This window comes from Ferrovibrio sp. GW821-FHT12D07 (assembly GCF_058807275.1).
Genome location: NZ_JBXAQN010000002.1, coordinates 177,898 through 193,373, shown reverse-complemented (window position 1 = coordinate 193,373; position 15,476 = coordinate 177,898). Strand labels below are relative to the sequence as shown.

The 15,476-nt window shown below is 62.9% G+C and carries 14 protein-coding genes; 7 read left to right on the top strand and 7 right to left on the bottom strand.

The features are described from left to right. Positions 1–12: 12 nt before the first annotated feature. Positions 13–1,389, top strand: a complete 1,377-nt coding sequence (locus AC1RRE_RS12705) for a serine hydrolase domain-containing protein (protein WP_492981551.1) — start codon at positions 13–15, stop codon at positions 1,387–1,389. A 2-nt stretch (positions 1,390–1,391) separates the two neighbouring features. Here AC1RRE_RS12705 and AC1RRE_RS12700 read toward each other — a convergent pair whose 3' ends face one another. Continuing rightward, positions 1,392–2,018, bottom strand: coding sequence for a glutathione S-transferase family protein (locus tag AC1RRE_RS12700; RefSeq protein ID WP_492981550.1), 627 nt, complete (start codon positions 2,016–2,018; stop codon positions 1,392–1,394). Positions 2,019–2,141: 123 nt separating this feature from the next. Here AC1RRE_RS12700 and AC1RRE_RS12695 point away from each other — a divergent pair, with 123 nt between their 5' ends. Continuing rightward, positions 2,142–2,891 (top strand): sulfite exporter TauE/SafE family protein, encoded by a 750-nt coding sequence (locus AC1RRE_RS12695; RefSeq protein ID WP_492981549.1) that lies wholly within the window; start codon positions 2,142–2,144, stop codon positions 2,889–2,891. A 24-nt stretch (positions 2,892–2,915) separates the two neighbouring features. On the opposite strand, the gene AC1RRE_RS12690 is transcribed toward AC1RRE_RS12695, so the two are convergent. Continuing rightward, the gene (locus AC1RRE_RS12690) at positions 2,916–3,287 is read right to left on the bottom strand and encodes a DUF3606 domain-containing protein (RefSeq protein ID WP_492981548.1); all 372 of its coding nucleotides are present in this window, start codon (positions 3,285–3,287) and stop codon (positions 2,916–2,918) included. A 104-nt stretch (positions 3,288–3,391) separates the two neighbouring features. Then, positions 3,392–3,715, bottom strand: a complete 324-nt coding sequence (locus tag AC1RRE_RS12685; RefSeq protein ID WP_492981547.1) for a hypothetical protein — start codon at positions 3,713–3,715, stop codon at positions 3,392–3,394. Between the two features lie 184 nt (positions 3,716–3,899). Here AC1RRE_RS12685 and AC1RRE_RS12680 point away from each other — a divergent pair, with 184 nt between their 5' ends. Then, complete coding sequence (locus AC1RRE_RS12680; protein ID WP_492981546.1) at positions 3,900–4,259, top strand: DUF1304 domain-containing protein; 360 nt, start codon at positions 3,900–3,902, stop codon at positions 4,257–4,259. Here the strand turns inward: AC1RRE_RS12680 and AC1RRE_RS12675 are convergent. Beyond that, complete coding sequence (locus tag AC1RRE_RS12675) at positions 4,240–5,478, bottom strand: MFS transporter (RefSeq protein ID WP_492981545.1); 1,239 nt, start codon at positions 5,476–5,478, stop codon at positions 4,240–4,242. The two genes, AC1RRE_RS12680 and AC1RRE_RS12675, sit on opposite strands and share 20 nt — an antisense overlap. A 233-nt stretch (positions 5,479–5,711) precedes the next feature. Between AC1RRE_RS12675 and AC1RRE_RS12670 the strand changes: the two genes are divergently transcribed. Further along, the gene (locus AC1RRE_RS12670; RefSeq protein WP_492981544.1) at positions 5,712–6,113 is read left to right on the top strand and encodes a VOC family protein; all 402 of its coding nucleotides are present in this window, start codon (positions 5,712–5,714) and stop codon (positions 6,111–6,113) included. 203 nt (positions 6,114–6,316) lie between these two features. Then, a complete protein-coding gene (locus AC1RRE_RS12665; RefSeq protein WP_492981543.1) occupies positions 6,317–8,314 on the top strand; it encodes a hybrid sensor histidine kinase/response regulator in 1,998 nt (665 codons plus the stop codon). Between the two features lie 5 nt (positions 8,315–8,319). On the opposite strand, the gene AC1RRE_RS12660 is transcribed toward AC1RRE_RS12665, so the two are convergent. Further along, positions 8,320–8,913: a PAS domain-containing protein gene (locus AC1RRE_RS12660; RefSeq protein WP_492981542.1), complete on the bottom strand. Its 594-nt coding sequence runs from the start codon at positions 8,911–8,913 to the stop codon at positions 8,320–8,322. Positions 8,914–9,335: 422 nt separating this feature from the next. Between AC1RRE_RS12660 and AC1RRE_RS12655 the strand changes: the two genes are divergently transcribed. Then, positions 9,336–12,185 (top strand): bifunctional diguanylate cyclase/phosphodiesterase, encoded by a 2,850-nt coding sequence (locus AC1RRE_RS12655; protein WP_492981541.1) that lies wholly within the window; start codon positions 9,336–9,338, stop codon positions 12,183–12,185. A 39-nt stretch (positions 12,186–12,224) separates the two neighbouring features. Here AC1RRE_RS12655 and AC1RRE_RS12650 read toward each other — a convergent pair whose 3' ends face one another. Together AC1RRE_RS12650 and AC1RRE_RS12645 are read right to left on the bottom strand one after the other, a co-directional pair. Then, entirely contained in the window at positions 12,225–13,310 is a 1,086-nt protein-coding gene (locus AC1RRE_RS12650) for a hypothetical protein (RefSeq protein ID WP_492981540.1), read from the bottom strand. 14 nt (positions 13,311–13,324) lie between these two features. Beyond that, entirely contained in the window at positions 13,325–13,897 is a 573-nt protein-coding gene (locus AC1RRE_RS12645) for a hypothetical protein (protein ID WP_492981539.1), read from the bottom strand. A 342-nt stretch (positions 13,898–14,239) separates the two neighbouring features. On the opposite strand from AC1RRE_RS12645, the gene mnmA reads away from it, so the two are divergent. After that, positions 14,240–15,409, top strand: coding sequence for a tRNA 2-thiouridine(34) synthase MnmA (gene mnmA / locus AC1RRE_RS12640; RefSeq protein ID WP_492981538.1), 1,170 nt, complete (start codon positions 14,240–14,242; stop codon positions 15,407–15,409). Positions 15,410–15,476: the final 67 nt, after the last annotated feature.

The following is a 15,476-nucleotide window of genomic DNA, read 5'->3' as shown; positions in this document are numbered from 1 at the left end:
GGGAGTGCCTGCATGGACAAGGCAATGAAGGCGGCGCTGGATTACATCCCCGACTGGCTGGGCTTCCAGATGCGTGTGTTCCAGCGGCCGGGCTGCACGGTCGCCATCACCCATCGCGGACGGATCGTCTTCGAGGCGGCCTATGGCTATGCCGATGTACAGAAGAAAACGCCGATGACGCCGCGCCATCTGTTCCGCGTCGCCTCGCATTCCAAGAGCTTCACGGCGGCCGGCATCATGAAGCTGCGCGAGCAGCGCGCGCTGCGGCTGGACGATCCGGTCGGCGAGTATGTCGATAACCTGCATCCGAAGATCGCCGATGCCACCATCCAGCAGCTGCTGTCCCATGGCGCGGGCATCACCCGCGACAGCGCCGATCCCAGCCACTGGGCCGAAGCGCGCCCGTTCCCCGATGCCAAGACCCTGCGCGGAGCGCTGGCATCGCCGCCGGTGATCGCAGGGTCAACGCGGCTCAAATACTCCAATCACGGCTATGGCCTGCTCGGCCTGGTGATCGAGGCGGTAACGGGCGAGCGCTATGCCGACTGGATGCAGCGCGAGATCGTGCAGGCGGCTGGGCTGAGCGAGACCACGCCGGACATGCTGCCCCGTCTGCGCCCAAAGATGGCGACAGGCTATAGCGGCAAGCTGCTGCTGGATCGCCGCGTCACCATTCCAGCCATCATGCCCACGCAGGCGATGGCGCCGGCCACCGGCTTTGTCAGTACGGCGGCCGATCTGGCGCGCTTTTTCGCGCAGCTTGCTCCCAACGCGAAACGCAGCCCGATCTCGGCCGCCAGCCGGCGCGAGATGATGCGGCGGCAATGGCGCGATCCGCATTCGTCGATGGAGCAGCATTATGGCCTGGGCATTGCCAGCGGCCCGATCGGCGATTGGACCTGGTACGGCCATGGCGGCGGCTTCCCCGGCTTCATCACCCGCACGGCGTTCTTCCCCGATCAGGAGATCGCGATTGCGGTGCTGACCAATTCCGGCGACGGCCTGGCCGGGCCATGGCTGGATGGTATCGTGCATATCCTGCGCGGCTTCCTGCGCAACGGTGCGCCAACCCGCCGCACCGCCGACTGGCGCGGGCGCTGGTGGGGCTTTGGGGGCTGCAGCGATCTGGTGCCGATGGCGACCAAGGTATTGGCGGCCAATCCGGTGGCCTTCAATCCCTTCATGGATGCCAGTGAGCTGACCATCACCGGCAGGGACCGCGCGCGCATCAGTCAGGCCGGCGCCTTTGCCAGCTATGGCGAGGATGTGGTGCTCAAGCGCAATGCGCGCGGCCGGGTAAGCGACGTGATCTTCGCCGGCTGGCGGCTGCAGAGCGAGGCGAAGGCGGCGAAGGCGTTGACTGACCGCTACGAGAAGAAGAAGCGCTGATCTTACGGTAGCCCGTTGCGGCCATGCTGCATGAAGGCCGGACGCTGGCTCAGGCGGTCGTAATAGGTCGTCACCGCCGGGAAGTCCTGATGCGTGATGGGCGTCATGAACCAGCGGTTGACCGACAGCCCGATGACGATGTCGGCCGCCGTGAAGCTGTCGCCGGTGACAAAGGCTTTAGTGCGGGCAAGCTGCTGGTCCAGGCTCGCCATATGCGCGGTCCATTCGCGGATCGAGCGCTCGATCTCGGCCTGGTTCTGGAAGGCGGGGTTCTTGCGCACCAGTCCGAGGAAGGCATGCCGCCACGAGCCGTTGAAATCGCCGACCTGCCAGTCCATCCACATCTCGACGCGGGCGCGCCCGACGGCATCGGCGGGCAGCAGGTCATGGCGGCCATGCCTGGCGGCCAGATAGCGCACGATGCTGTTCGATTCCCACAGCGTCACATCGTCATCCTGCAGCACCGGCACGAGACCATGCGGATTGAGGCCGAGAAAGTCCGCTTCGCGGGTCGAGCGGCCGGCGCCGCCCCAGTTCGGATCGTGGCTGTAGTCCAGGCCGATCTCGGCGCAGGTCCACAGCACCTTGCGGACATTGATGGATTCCGGTTTGCCCAGAATGGTCAGCATGATGGCTCTCGCGGCTGGAAATGCGGCGGAACTGTAGCCGAAAATACTTCGGCCACGACCGAAACATTGCATCCCTGCAATCTGCGATAAGACCGTCTCCCGTCCCTTCAAGAGGATTACCCCGTGCTTGGTTTCGATGTGTCTGCCCTGGTCTGGATCGCCGTTGTCTTTCTGCTCGCCGGCGCCGTGAAGGGGGTGATGGGTCTGGGGTTGCCCAGCATCTCGCTGGGCCTGCTGGCCGCGACCATGGACCTGCGCATGGCGATGATCGTGCTGCTGGTGCCCAACTTCGCCACCAATATCTGGCAGGCCTGTGTCGGCGGCCATTTCCGCCTGCTGATGCGGCGGCTCTGGCCCTTCCTGCTCACCGCCGCCGTCGCCATCTGGTTCGGGGCCGCGGCGCTCGACAGCGTCGACACCAAACTGCTCTCGGTGCTGCTCGGCCTGCTGCTGATCATCTATGCGGTGATCGGCTTGGCGCGTCCGCCGGTGGCCATTCCGGCCCGGCATGAAATCTGGGCCGGGCCTGTTGTCGGCATCATCAATGGTGTGCTGACCGGGCTCACCGGTTCGTTCGTGGTGCCGGGTGTGCTCTATCTGCAATCGCTGGGGCTGACGCGCGACCAGCTCGTGCAGGCAATGGGTCTTCTGTTCATGGCGTCCACCCTGGCGCTAGCGGTGGCGCTGGGCGGCCGCGACATGATCGGCGGCAATCTGTTGTGGATATCGGCGGCGGGCGTGGTGCCGGCGGTGCTCGGCATGGTGGCCGGGCAGAAAATGCGCGACCGGCTTTCGGAAGCGGCCTTCCGTCGCCTGTTCTTCGTCGCGCTGCTGCTGCTGGGTCTTTATATCGTCGGGCGGTTCATGCTCTGACCCGCCCGACGACTGGATGCGGCGTCAGAGAGTCTTGCCCAGATAGTGGGCGACTTCCTGCGGGAAGAAGCCGACTGATTTGACGGCTTCCTTCAGTTTGGCTTCCGACACGCCAAGGCGGTCAGTCCAGTATTCCAGTTCCTGCTTGTCGGCGACATTGACGCGTTCATGCAGCTTGCGACGGGTTTTGTCGCCGGCGGCGTTATCGTCGCGGTGACCGGCGAGCGAACCGCTGGAGGCGGTCGGCTGGCTGATCGCCACTGGATCGCTGGCCGGGAAACTGTCGCGCAGCGCCGCGTCGAGTTCGGCGTCTTCGTCGCGACCCTCGCGCTTGGCTTCCTTGACCTGTTCTTTGGACGGCTTGTTCATTTCGGACGGATGACGACTGCTGGCCATGGCGGCCTCCTGTTCTGGGAACAGAACATTAACGGCGCGTCTGCCATGCGGTTCCCGCTGGCGGCGGCATCAATCATGGCGAAATCGTGAAACGATTCGCAGCCTCAGCGTTCGTCGAGGAGATCCAGCAATTCAGCGCGCAGCGCGGCGACAGTCTGTGGATATTTGTCCTTCGGCACACGGCCGTCGGGACGCTGCAGGGCCGGTGTCACCAGCCGCTTCAGTTCCGGCATCGCGGCTGAGATCAGGTTATGGCGCAGGCAGGTGACGGCATAGCGGAAGGCGGCACGCTCCCAGTCGTCGGGCGTGCGATTGACGGCAGCGGCATGGTCGAGGAAATTGTCGAGCAGGCTGACGAGAGTCCGTTTCTGCTCGGCCTTGTCCAGCTTGGCGAAAGCATCATCGGTCGGCAGGATAAGGTCGGTCATCATGCTCCTTGCAAAAGGAGCAGGAGGCTCGATTTGTGCGGTCAGTAGACCATGTCCATGGATCAAAGTCGCCCGAATTCGCTTTCGGTATGCAGCCAGCGGTCTGTGAACCGCGGGGATGCGCCATATTCAGCCGGCGCCGGAAATGCTAGACTGCAACGCAGAACCGTCCTGGGGGAATGTCATGAGTCTCGCTGCGAATATCCTGGTCGCCATTGTGGCGCTGCTGCATCTGTATTTCATGTTGCTGGAAATGGTGCTGTGGACCAAACCGACCGGCCTGCGCGTCTTCCGCAACACGCCGGAGAAGGCCGAGACCACCAGAATCCTTGCCGCCAATCAGGGCCTGTATAACGGCTTCCTCGTCGCCGGTCTGGTCTGGGGCCTTGTGCATCCCGATCCGGCCGTGGCGCTGCAGGTGAAGACCTTCTTCCTGCTCTGCGTGATCGTGGCCGGCGTCTACGGCGCGGCGACGGTCAGCCGCCGCATCCTCTATGTGCAGGCGCTGCCGGCGGTGGTCGCCCTTATTCTGGTCTGGCTTTAAACCAGCGGTAGCCGATCACCGCCGATGCCGCGAGCGCGAAGCCGCAGGCGAAGATCACCGGGCGGACGCCGAAGAGCTGGAACAGCAGGCTGCCGGCCAGCACCGACCCCAGACCACCGATCCACGAGCCGACCAGCTTGAGGCGATAGAGCCGCGCCACCGTCTTGGTGCCCCCATGTCCATTGTCTTTCTGGATCATGCTGAGGAATGACAGGTCGGCGATGGGCGGGCCCGATGCGGTGATTGCCGCGGCCAGCATCAGCATCTCCAGATCGGGCGCCCAGGCCATCATCATGTAGCCGCAGCCTGCGATGCAGTGGCCGGTCAGCGTCCAGCGCGGCGGATTACGGATGGCGAGGTTGCCGCTGATCAGGCTCGACAACACGTTGCCGCAGCCATAGGCCGCCAGAATGGACGCATAGCCACCGATATCGTCGATCTTCTCGCCATGCAGCAACAGGGCCGTGCCCAGGATCAGGCCAAGCTGCCAGCCGCCGTTGCTGATCATGTTGGTGACGATGGCATAGAAGACATCGGCGCGTGCTTTGGCTACGCGAAACGCGTCCAGCACATCGTCGATCGGCCGTGTCTTGGCGAAGGGCGGTGTCGGCATCTCGATCTTCGCCGCCGCCATCGTGCCATCCAGTTGCCGTCGCACCGTGGTCGCGCAGGCGGACGACAACAGGAAGCAGAGCGCGGCCAGGCCGAGAATCCACACCTGCTGCAGGGCCACCTGCAGCACGCCGATCAGCATCGGACCCATGATGCGCGCCAGCCGCTGCGAACTGTCGACCAGTGCGTTCATGGCATGCAGGACGCCGCTTTCCGCGCTCAGGCGCGGCAGCGCGCCATAGGCCAGCGGCAGGGGCAGGGGGCGCAGCACCGCCATCAGCAGTACGGCCGGAATCAGGACCCACATGTCGTCAGGCGAGAAGACGAGCCAGCCGACCGGCAGCAGCACCAGCAGACCGCGTAGCAGGTCGATCCAGGCCAGGCCGGTGAATTCGTCGAAGCGGTCGACCAGCGCGCCGCCGAACAGCGCGAAGACCAGCGAGATGAAGGCCGTGATGGCGACGACGACAGTGGCATGGGTGCCCAGCGCCTCGACCATGAACCAGATGATGGTGGCATCGTAAATCTGCAGACCCAGTCCGGCGATGCTGGCGCCAAGCCACAGCAGGGTCATGTTGCGATCGCGCAGGGGGCGGAACAGAAGCATGGGACGGGAAACGGGCCGGGCCGGTGATGGGAAAGGAAGCGAACCGGTTTGTACGCCGGCCGCTTTCCAGCCGCAACCGGGCCGCGAAGCCTCTTCCCTCTGCTCCCGTTGAGGCGTGCATACCAGGGACTTCAGGCCGGGCGTATAGGCGGAACTTTCGCCCAAAGGGGTGGTTGGTGGGCTGACGAAACCGCAGCGGCAGAGGAAAGCGGCGGCAGAGAAAAGAGGTCTGCATGTTCAGCCATATCCAGATCGGCGCACGCGATCTCGACCGTATGACCGCTTTCTACGACAAGGTGCTGGCACCTTTCGGCCTGCAGCGTCAGCCCTTCGAACCCGATGGCGGCCCGGACGGTGTGATCTGGCAGCGGCCGGGCCAGCGCTGGCCGCAATTCGTGGTGCAGTTGCCCTTCAACGGCCTGCCGGCGACCTGGGGCAATGGCTGGCAGGTCTCGTTTGCCGCGCCATCGCAGCAGGCCGTGCGCGCGGCCTGGGAGATCGCACTGGCGTCCGGCGGCACTGATGAAGGCGCGCCCGGTCTGCGGCCCAACTACAGCGCGGATTATTACGGCGCGTATTGCCGCGATCCAGAAGGCAACAAGCTCTGTTTCGTCCATGCGGGCGAATTGCCATGACGGATTTACCCCGGTCAGGAACTTCGCGCTGGCGCATCCGTTGTTCAACGCCACCACCTGCCTTCGCAGAATGGTGAGACGTAGTTTGGGGGCGGTTTGCCGGCAAAATGATGGTCAAAACAGCCGAGAGCCCCCATCATGCGGGACAGTGGAACAAGGGTGCGGTGGCTCAGGATGGCCGGCGCGGGGCGGGGAAGTCAGACGTGGCCGGTGAAAAAAGGGAAGACGCGGCGCTGGTGAAAAGCGCCGACCGGTTCAGCGCCTCGCTGACCGACGAGGGGCGCTACCGCCTGCTCGTCGACGCGGTTCTTGACTATGCCATCTACATGCTCAGCCCCGAGGGCGTGATCCAGAGCTGGAACCGCGGTGCCCAGCGCTTCAAGGGCTATACGCCCGAGGAAATCATCGGGCGGCATTTTTCCACCTTCTATACCGACGAAGACCGCACCAGCGGTCTGCCGACGCGCGCGCTGAAGACCGCACGCGAGACCGGCAGTTTCGAGAATGAAGGTTGGCGCATCCGCAAGGATGGCACACGCTTCTGGGCCCATGTCATCATCGACGCGATCCGCAACGATGCCGGCGAGTTGATCGGCTTTGCCAAGATCACGCGCGACCTGACCGAACGCAAGTCGGCGCAGGACGCGCTGCGCGAAAGCGAGGAGCGCTTCCGCCTGCTGGTGCAGGGCGTCACCGACTACGCCATCTACATGCTCGATCCCACCGGCCATGTCAGCAACTGGAATGTCGGCGCCCAACGCATCAAGGGCTATGCACCCGAAGACATCGTCGGCAAGCATTTCTCCACCTTCTACACGCCCGAAGACCGCGCCAACAACGAGCCGGAGAAGGCGCTGCAGACGGCGGTGATGGCCGGCCGCTTCGAGAAGGAAGGCTGGCGCCTGCGCAAGGACGGCACGCGCTTCTGGGCCAGCGTGGTGATCGACCCGATCCGCAACGATGCCGGCGAGATCATGGGCTTTGCCAAGGTGACGCGCGACATCACCGAACGGAAAGAAGTGCAGCGCGAGCTGGAGCTGGCGCGCGAGGCGCTGTTCCAGTCGCAGAAGATGGAAGCGCTGGGCCAGCTCACCGGCGGCATCGCGCATGACTTCAACAACCTGCTGATGGCGGTGCTGGGCAGCCTCGATCTGGTGCGCAAGCGCATGGTGCCCGATCCGCGCGTCACGCCCTTCATCGAGAATGCCGTGCTCGGCGCCCAGCGCGGCGCGGCGCTGACCAAGCGGCTGCTGTCCTTCGCGCGCCGCCAGGACCTCAAGCCCGAAGCGGTGAAGCTTCCGGCACTGGTGCATGGCATGTCGGGCCTGCTGCAGCGCTCGATCGGGCCTGCGGTGATGATCGAAAGCCGTTTCCCGATCGGCCTGCGGCCGGCACGCGTCGACGCAAACCAGCTTGAATCCGCCCTGCTCAATCTCGCCGTGAATGCGCGCGATGCCATGCCCACCGGCGGCAACATCCTGATTTCGGCGCGCAACGAGACGATCCACAGCACCGACGATCTGGGTCTGGAGCGCAACCTGAAGCCCGGCCCCTATGTCTGCCTCACCATCACCGATGAGGGTGAGGGCATGGACGCGGTGACGCTGTCGCGCGCCACCGAACCTTTCTTCACCACCAAGGGCGTGGGCAAGGGCACCGGCCTGGGTCTGCCGATGGTGCTGGGCCTGGCCGAGCAGTCGGGCGGCCGCCTGATCCTGAAAAGCAGTGCCGGTGTCGGCACCACGGCTGAACTCTGGCTGCCGGGCGCCGAAGACCCAGGCGCCGAAGACAATGTCGCGGCGCCGCCGAAGGACGTGGCGGTCGAAGAGACGGCAGTCGCCACGCGCAGGCTTGCCGTGCTGGCGGTGGATGACGACGGGCTGGTGCTGATGAACACCGCCGCGATGCTGGAAGAGCTGGGCCACAGCGTGCTGAAGGCGCATTCGGGCCGGCAGGCCATGGAGATCGTGCAGGCCGGCGACCCGATCGACCTGGTGATCACCGATCACGCCATGCCGCAGATGACCGGCACCCAGCTGGCCGAGGCGATCCAGGCCGTGCGGCCGGGCCTGCCGATCGTGCTGGCTTCGGGGTATGCCGAACTGCCGCGCGGCGTCGAGACCAGTCTGCCGCGTCTGGCCAAGCCCTATGACCAGGGCGAACTGGCGCAGATCATCGGCCGGATGTTCCCGGTCGCATAAGAGTTTTATAGGACGAGGTCGTCGTCGCCCGCCACGGTCTTGAAGGCGAGGCCATGGCGGTCGGCATCGGCAAGGCCGGGGATCGGTTCGTTGCGCGGCGGCCGGCGGCTGAAATCCAGCAGGCTGAAGATGAAGCGCGGCACGCCCTCGGCATCGGCGACCGGCAGCGACAGGCGATGCAGGCCCTGCCACTCGCGGCCGGCCAGCGCCAGCGACCCGGCATAGAAAACCGGCCGGCCGGTATCCAGCGTGTCATTCAGGATGGCGATGCGGCTTCTCAGATGCGCCGGATTGATCACCTCGCCGATATAGCGGTTGGTGCTCTCGAAGCCATAGGCTTCCACCACGGCGGTGCCCGACACCCGGCACAGATAGCGGCCGTTGTCCTTGCGCTCGTGCAGCTGCATATGCGGCAGCAGCTTGCGGAAGCGCAGCGGATCGAACATCGGCCGCCAGGGCATGCGCGCCGTGCCGCGACAGATGATCCAGTATTGCAGCAACTGCCGCATGCCGTCGTTCGTCAGGCGCTCGACGAATGACTCCGGCATCGCCACATGCGATGCGGTGTCCGGAAATGCGATGTCGAGATGCGGCGTCATGGTGTCTCTGGCGAAAAAAATCACGCAGGTGTGTTTTGTCGCCGCCGACCTTAAGCGCGGCTTTGCGGCGCGCCCTCTAACTTTCCGGAAACGTGATTGCTGCGCCTGCGCAGTGTGTAAGGGCCGTCTCGGCGTTTTCTGCGGATTGCCGCGCGCCGTGCCGCCCACTTGTTAAAACCGGCTTACAATTCTTTACGTGATCACGGGCGTCATAGTGCGTTGCGGCAGCCATGCCGGAAAAAATCAGTGCCCGGCGCATTTCGCATACACTTGTAAGTGCGCGAGTGGTTTTGCGGAAAACCGGCCAGCCTCCGTGCGAAGCGAGGCTTTGCAAAACAACGCCTCGGTGTGATTGGATAGGCCCGTTGGGTTACGCAAGCGAACTCATGGGGGAAGCAATGTCCAGAACCGGGACGTATGCCTTGTCTTTCCGCCTCGGCGCGTTGATCGCGCTGATCTGCATTCCGTCCTTCCTGCTCGCGCTGCATCTGGCCGATACGCGCCGGGCGCAGGAGCTGGAGCATATCCGTTCCGAGGCGATGATGCTCGCGCAGTCCATCGCCATCCAGCAGGGCCAGGTGATCGACAAGGTGCGCGGCCAGCTTGCGCAGCTCACGCGCGATCCCCAGGCCCTGCGGGATGACGGATGCAATGCCAGACTGCAGAACCTGCAGCGCTTCGATCCGCAGTATTTCCAGATCGCCGTGGCCGATTCCGCCGGCACCATCATCTGCGCCACCGAACCGGGCAGCATCAACGTCAAGGTCAACGACCGCGCCTATTTCAAGGCGGCCTCCAGCAGCGGCGTCTTCTCGATCAGCGATGTGCTGATGACGCGCACGACCCAGCGCTGGACCGTCATCGCGGCCCAGCCGGTGGTGCGCGACAACCTCATGCAGGCGATGCTGATCGCCACGCTGGACATCCAATGGGCGCAGGCGCTGCTGAGCGGCCTGCATCTGCCGGCGAATTCGGTGGTCAGCCTGTCGGATTCCAATGGCCGCATGCTGGCCCGCGTGCCCGAGCCCGAGAAATACGTTGGGCGCGAAATCCTGGAAGCCGCGGCCTTCCGCGCCACGATTGCCAGGCAGCCGAAGGGCTTCATGGAGTCTGCCGGGCTGGATGGCGTGGCGCGCATGGTCGCCTATGCCCAGGTGCCCGATGCCAATCTCTATGTCCGCGTCGGCATTCCCACCGCCGAGGTGGAGACGGCCGGCTACACGGCGCTGCAGGCCGGCCTGGTCGCCCTGATCGCCACCGTGCTGGTCACCGCGCTGTTCGGCTGGCTCGGCTCGCGCCGCCTGATCATCCAGCCCATCGGCCAGTTGGTGACGGCAGCCGAGATGATCGGCCAGGGCAACTGGGCCGCGCGCACCGGCATCGGTCATGGCAGCCAGGTGATCGGCCGGCTGGCGGCCAAGCTGGACGAGCTTGCCAATTACGGCCAGCGCCTCACGCGCGCCTTCCGCACGCTGAGTGCGGGCAACCGCACTCTTTTGCGTGAGCCCGACGAGCCCTCGCTGCTGGAAGCGATGTGCAAGGTGGCGGTGACGCAGGGCGGCTACCGTCTGGCCTTCGTGAACTACATGCGCCATGACGAGAGCAAGACCATCGACACGGTGGCGCGCTATGGCGAGGATCGCGGCTTCATCGAATCGCTGAAGCTGACCTGGGCCGATACCGACCGCGGCCGCGGCTCGGTCGGCGGCGCCATCCGCGACGAGACTCACAACATCATCCGCAGCATGGCCAAGGACGAGCGTTTCGCACCCTGGCGCGCGGCCGCCGTGGAACGCCAGTTCGGCTCGATCATCTCGCTGCCCCTGAAGGTGGAGGATGCCGTCATCGGGACGTTTACGCTGATCGCGGCCGAGGAAGATGCTTTCGATGAGTCGGAAGTGAACCTGCTGGATGAAATGGCCGCCGATCTTTCCTTCGGCATCCAGATCGCGCGCGCCGCCGTGAAGCAGAAGGAAAGCGAGCGCGTCGCCGATTACGTGCTGACCCATGACCGCTTTACCGGGTTGCCCAATCGCGTGTCCTTCCTGCGCAGCCTGTCCGAACGGATTCAGTCGGCTACCGAGCGCAACGAGCCGCTGGCCATCATGGTGATCCATATGCCGCGCCTGCAGGAGGTGTTCGACGGCTTTGGCTACAATCCCAGCCTGGCGGCGGTGAAGCAGATCGCCGACCGCCTCTCGGCCATCCCCGAGGTCAAGCCGTATCTGACGCGGCTGGCGCCCAACGAATTCGGCCTGGCCGTGGATCATGTGAGCCCGGAGCAGACCATGAAACTGGCGCGCACGGCGCTTGGCGTGTTCCAGGACCCGGTGATGGTGGCGGAGGCCGAGCTCGACATCGCGGCCTCCATCGGCATCAGCTATTTCCCCGGCCATGGCGACGATGCCGATGCGCTGCTGCGCCGCGCGGCGATTGCGGCACGCGGCGGCGCGCGCAAGGATTCCGGCATCTTCATCTATGAAGGGGCCACCGAGCGCGAGAACCCCGAACGCCTGGCCATCGCGGCCGAGTTGCGCACCGCGATCACCCGACGCGAACTCGAACTGCATTATCAGCCCAAGATCGACCTGCAGACGGGGAATTTGAGCGGCGCCGAGGCGCTGATCCGCTGGAACCACCCCAAGCGCGGCTTCCTGCCGCCGGTGAAATTCGTGCCGCTGGCCGAGGAGACCGGCCTGATCCGTTCAATGACAGAGCTGGTGATCGCGATTGCGATCCGTCAGCAGCATAGCTGGGCGAAAGACGGCCGTGTGCTGCCGGTGGCGGTCAATCTCTCGGCCAGCAATCTCTACGATCCGCGTTTCCTCGATACCTTCCAGGCGCTGCTGGAAACCTGGGGCGTGGAACCCAGGCTGATCGAGATCGAACTGACCGAGAGCGCGCTGGTGGATGACCCGGAAGCGGCCAAGCGCGTGCTCGACCGCCTGCGCCAGCTCGGCTGCAAGATTTATATCGACGATTTCGGCACCGGCTATTCCTCACTGAACTATCTGGTGACGCTGCCGGTGCATGCGCTGAAGATCGATCGCTCGTTTGTGCACCAGATGGGCAAGAGCCGCGAGGCGCATTCGGTCGTCGCCTCGATTATCTCGATGGCGCATAACCTCGGCCTGCGCGTCGTGGCCGAAGGCGTGGAGACGCAGGAGGATGTCGAGATGCTGAAGGCGCTGGGCTGCGACGAGGCGCAGGGCTACCTGTTCGCGAAACCGCAGCCGGCCGGGGATTATGAAGGGAAGTTTTTGAAGGGGTGAATGAGAGGAGTGCTATTCTGGTCGCTTCGATAAGCTTTTCTAAATGACGGCATTGCCGAAAGGCGGCCTCCAGTCGAAAACGATTGTTAGGCCGGATTTTTGATTCTTAGCCATGTGTTCGTTGATCTGCTCGCGATAACGATCAGAATACTCGTGTAGCAAGTCATCGAAATTGACAATGACATAAATAAGTCTCAGTGCATGCGCGGAGTCGAATTCTGCTATTTGCATTTCAGCTTTATTTAAGTTGTCTGTAAGTTTGTTGAAAAAATTTATGCTCAATTGATCTTCTACGGTAGAGACGCCGCCAGAGTGTCTGCGATTAGCCTCAATATCAGACACGTTTATCGTCTTTACTTCACACAAGACGCGATCAGCGCCTTTGGTAGCGTCCAAGTCTGGTGTTTTTTTGCCATCTCTGGGTGATGGTGGAATGAACTTAATATTTTCGTGGCCGGTGAACTTTAGATAGCTATATGCTTTTGCTTGATTGAGCTTATCGAACAATTGATACCAGCCACGTCTTTCATGTTTTCTTTGAAGAAGAGGCTTCACTTCTGACTTCAGAAAATTCCATGCGGTCTGATCGAGGTTGGCCAGGTCTTTCTCAAGATCTCTGTATTGCCGTAGCTTCTGCGGGATTCTAGAAAGGCTCTCTTCGAGGTTTTGGAAGTACGTCTCTGGTGTCAGGGGTTGGGGCAGAAGATCGTATAACTCGTAGATATGCGGTAATTCTTGGCGGTACATAAGTTTCTCCAAATCCTTCATCACCATCTCCGCATCCGCCGCATACTTCGCATCGTCCATCCCGGGCAGGCGAAACAGCGTCAGGATCACTTCTGCGCCGTCGCCATTCTCGATCACGCGCAGTGGCACATAAATCTGTATGCCGTCCGGCGTGATGACTGTGTGGTCGAGGATGCCGAAGGGATTGCGCGGGCTGAACTGCACCCTCATCAAACCTTCCGCCTGCTCGGTCACCCAGCGGCCATCATCGAGCTGGTGCAGCCGGCCAAGGCCGGCGGCCCATTTCGGCCAGTTCGCCGGATCGGCCAGGAAGGCATAGACGCTTGAGGCCGGGCGGCTGACAGATATACTGAGATGGCGGCAGGGTAATAAAAGCATACTGTACGATTCTCCTAATCGCGTTGATCGATTTGGTGAATCAACAGAAAGTTGCTCCAACCAAGCCAGACATCAGCGAATAGCTCGTCGGCGAATTGTGGTTCACCGTTTGAAATTATCGAAGGCCAGTGTTCGTATGTTTTGAGAGGATCGCCAGCCGTAGAGTGCCCTGCTGTAAACGCGGAGCTACCTGCGGAAGAGATCGATGTATAGAGCGTTTTGTCGTTCGATGAATTCACAACAAAATGCTTGGCTCCTGTAGCAATTAAACGGCAAGCCTCAAGTTGTGGAATGAGTTGCTTCATCACTTGGATGAAGTCAGCCAGTGTTTTGCTTGGGCAAAGCCTTTCGAGTTTTATTGGATCAATGTCCATAAGATACTCATACGTCCAGTCCACTAAACTCCATCCACTGACCGCGCAGTCGAATGCAGCGTAGGCTGAAACTTCACGACTAATTTTACTTGCTTCCTGTAAGCGCTCTCTGTCGTGGTCGAGCTTCTGGAGCAAATCTGTCGGCCCTTTAAATCTGAAGCGGGCGGTTTGATGACGAGGCTTGTCTGACATAGTGCCCTTGAAAGTTTGCATTGTTCATTATATGTTCTCTTTGACTAGATTCAAGTCAGAAATGATCCGTTGGCTGATTATTGGGCGGGGACGTCATACGAAGCGAAACGAACCAAAACGAAGCCGAACGAAGCCAAACGAACGCAAACGAACGCAAACGAACGCAAACGAAGCCAAACGAACGCGAATGAAGCCAAACGAACCGGAATGAACGCCAGTGAACCCGAATGAACCGCAATGGGCTCCCGTGGGCCCCAGTGAACCGCAACGGGCGCCAGTGGGCGCCAGCGGACCGGAATGGCCCGCAGCGGGCCCGCAGCAATCGGCTTGCCGGGCGGCCGGCGGGCGCTATAGTCCCGCCGCATGACGGCCGCCGTTAATACTTCCGCGCTGAACAGCCAGCCTCTTAACAGCCTGGGCTTCGCCAAGCCGGCTGCGGAAACGCGCGTCGTGGTGGCGATGTCGGGCGGGGTCGATTCCTCCGTGGTCGCCGCCATGTTGAAGCGGGAAGGTTTCGAGGTCATCGGCATCACGCTGCAGCTTTACGATCATGGCGCTGCGATAGCGAAAAAGGGCGCCTGCTGCGCCGGCCAGGATATCCATGATGCGCGCATGGTGTCGGATCGCCTCGGCATTCCGCATTACGTGCTGGATTACGAAAGCCGCTTCCGCCAGTCGGTGATGGATGAATTCGCCGAAAGCTATGTGCAGGGCGAGACGCCGATCCCCTGCATCCGCTGTAACCAGCGCGTCAAGTTCCGCGACCTGCTGGAAACCGCGCGCGATCTCGGTGCCGATTGCCTCGCCACCGGCCATTACGTGAAGCGCGTCGTCAGCGTGGAGACGGGCAAGGCTGAACTGCAGCGCGGCCACGATCCGCGCCGCGACCAGAGCTATTTCCTGTATACGACAACGCAGGCGCAGCTCGATTACCTGCGCTTCCCGCTGGGCGATCTGGAGAAGCCCGCCGTGCGCGCACTGGCCGAAGAGTTCGGACTCATTGTCGCCGACAAGCCGGACAGCCAGGATATCTGCTTCGTGCCCAATGGCGATTATGCCTCGGTCGTCGCGAAGCTGCGCCCCGAGGCGATGGATGCCGGCGAGATCGTGGATGTGCAGGGCAATGTGCTTGGCAAGCACGACGGCGTGATTCATTTCACCGTCGGCCAGCGCAAGGGCATCGGCATCTCGGCGGCCGAGCCGCTGTATGTCATCCGCATCGATGCGGGCAAGCGCCGCGTCGTCGTCGGGCCTAAGCAGGCGCTGGCGCGCAGCACCGTGATGCTGCGCGAGCTGAACTGGCTGGGCGAGGCGATCCCGGCCGGGGGGCTGGACGTGACCGTGAAGCTGCGCTCGGCGCAGCCCGCCGTCGCCGCCACGATTTTCGATGCCGGGAATGGTGTCGCCCGGCTGGAGCTCAGCGCGCCGGAATTCGGCGTCGCGCCGGGCCAGGCCGGCGTGGTCTATGCCGGCGAACGCCTGCTCGGCGGGGGCTGGATCGCGCGGGCCGGCGGCAAGGAATTAGCCGCCTGATATCATAGGCTTGCGGCGCGCTTGACATCTTTGGGCCGCCCCCGTATTCCATGCGGCCTCCGTGACC

Coding starts and splice junctions, on each gene's coding strand:
- AC1RRE_RS12650 (WP_492981540.1), bottom strand. CDS start 13,310: ATGCTTTTATTACCCTGCCGCCATCTCAGTATATCTGTCAGCCGCCCG.
- AC1RRE_RS12660 (WP_492981542.1), bottom strand. CDS start 8,913: ATGACGCCGCATCTCGACATCGCATTTCCGGACACCGCATCGCATGTG.
- AC1RRE_RS12680 (WP_492981546.1), top strand. CDS start 3,900: ATGAGTCTCGCTGCGAATATCCTGGTCGCCATTGTGGCGCTGCTGCAT.
- mnmA (WP_492981538.1), top strand. CDS start 14,240: ATGACGGCCGCCGTTAATACTTCCGCGCTGAACAGCCAGCCTCTTAAC.
- AC1RRE_RS12670 (WP_492981544.1), top strand. CDS start 5,712: ATGTTCAGCCATATCCAGATCGGCGCACGCGATCTCGACCGTATGACC.
- AC1RRE_RS12705 (WP_492981551.1), top strand. CDS start 13: ATGGACAAGGCAATGAAGGCGGCGCTGGATTACATCCCCGACTGGCTG.
- AC1RRE_RS12700 (WP_492981550.1), bottom strand. CDS start 2,018: ATGCTGACCATTCTGGGCAAACCGGAATCCATCAATGTCCGCAAGGTG.
- AC1RRE_RS12675 (WP_492981545.1), bottom strand. CDS start 5,478: ATGCTTCTGTTCCGCCCCCTGCGCGATCGCAACATGACCCTGCTGTGG.
- AC1RRE_RS12645 (WP_492981539.1), bottom strand. CDS start 13,897: ATGCAAACTTTCAAGGGCACTATGTCAGACAAGCCTCGTCATCAAACC.
- AC1RRE_RS12690 (WP_492981548.1), bottom strand. CDS start 3,287: ATGGCCAGCAGTCGTCATCCGTCCGAAATGAACAAGCCGTCCAAAGAA.
- AC1RRE_RS12685 (WP_492981547.1), bottom strand. CDS start 3,715: ATGACCGACCTTATCCTGCCGACCGATGATGCTTTCGCCAAGCTGGAC.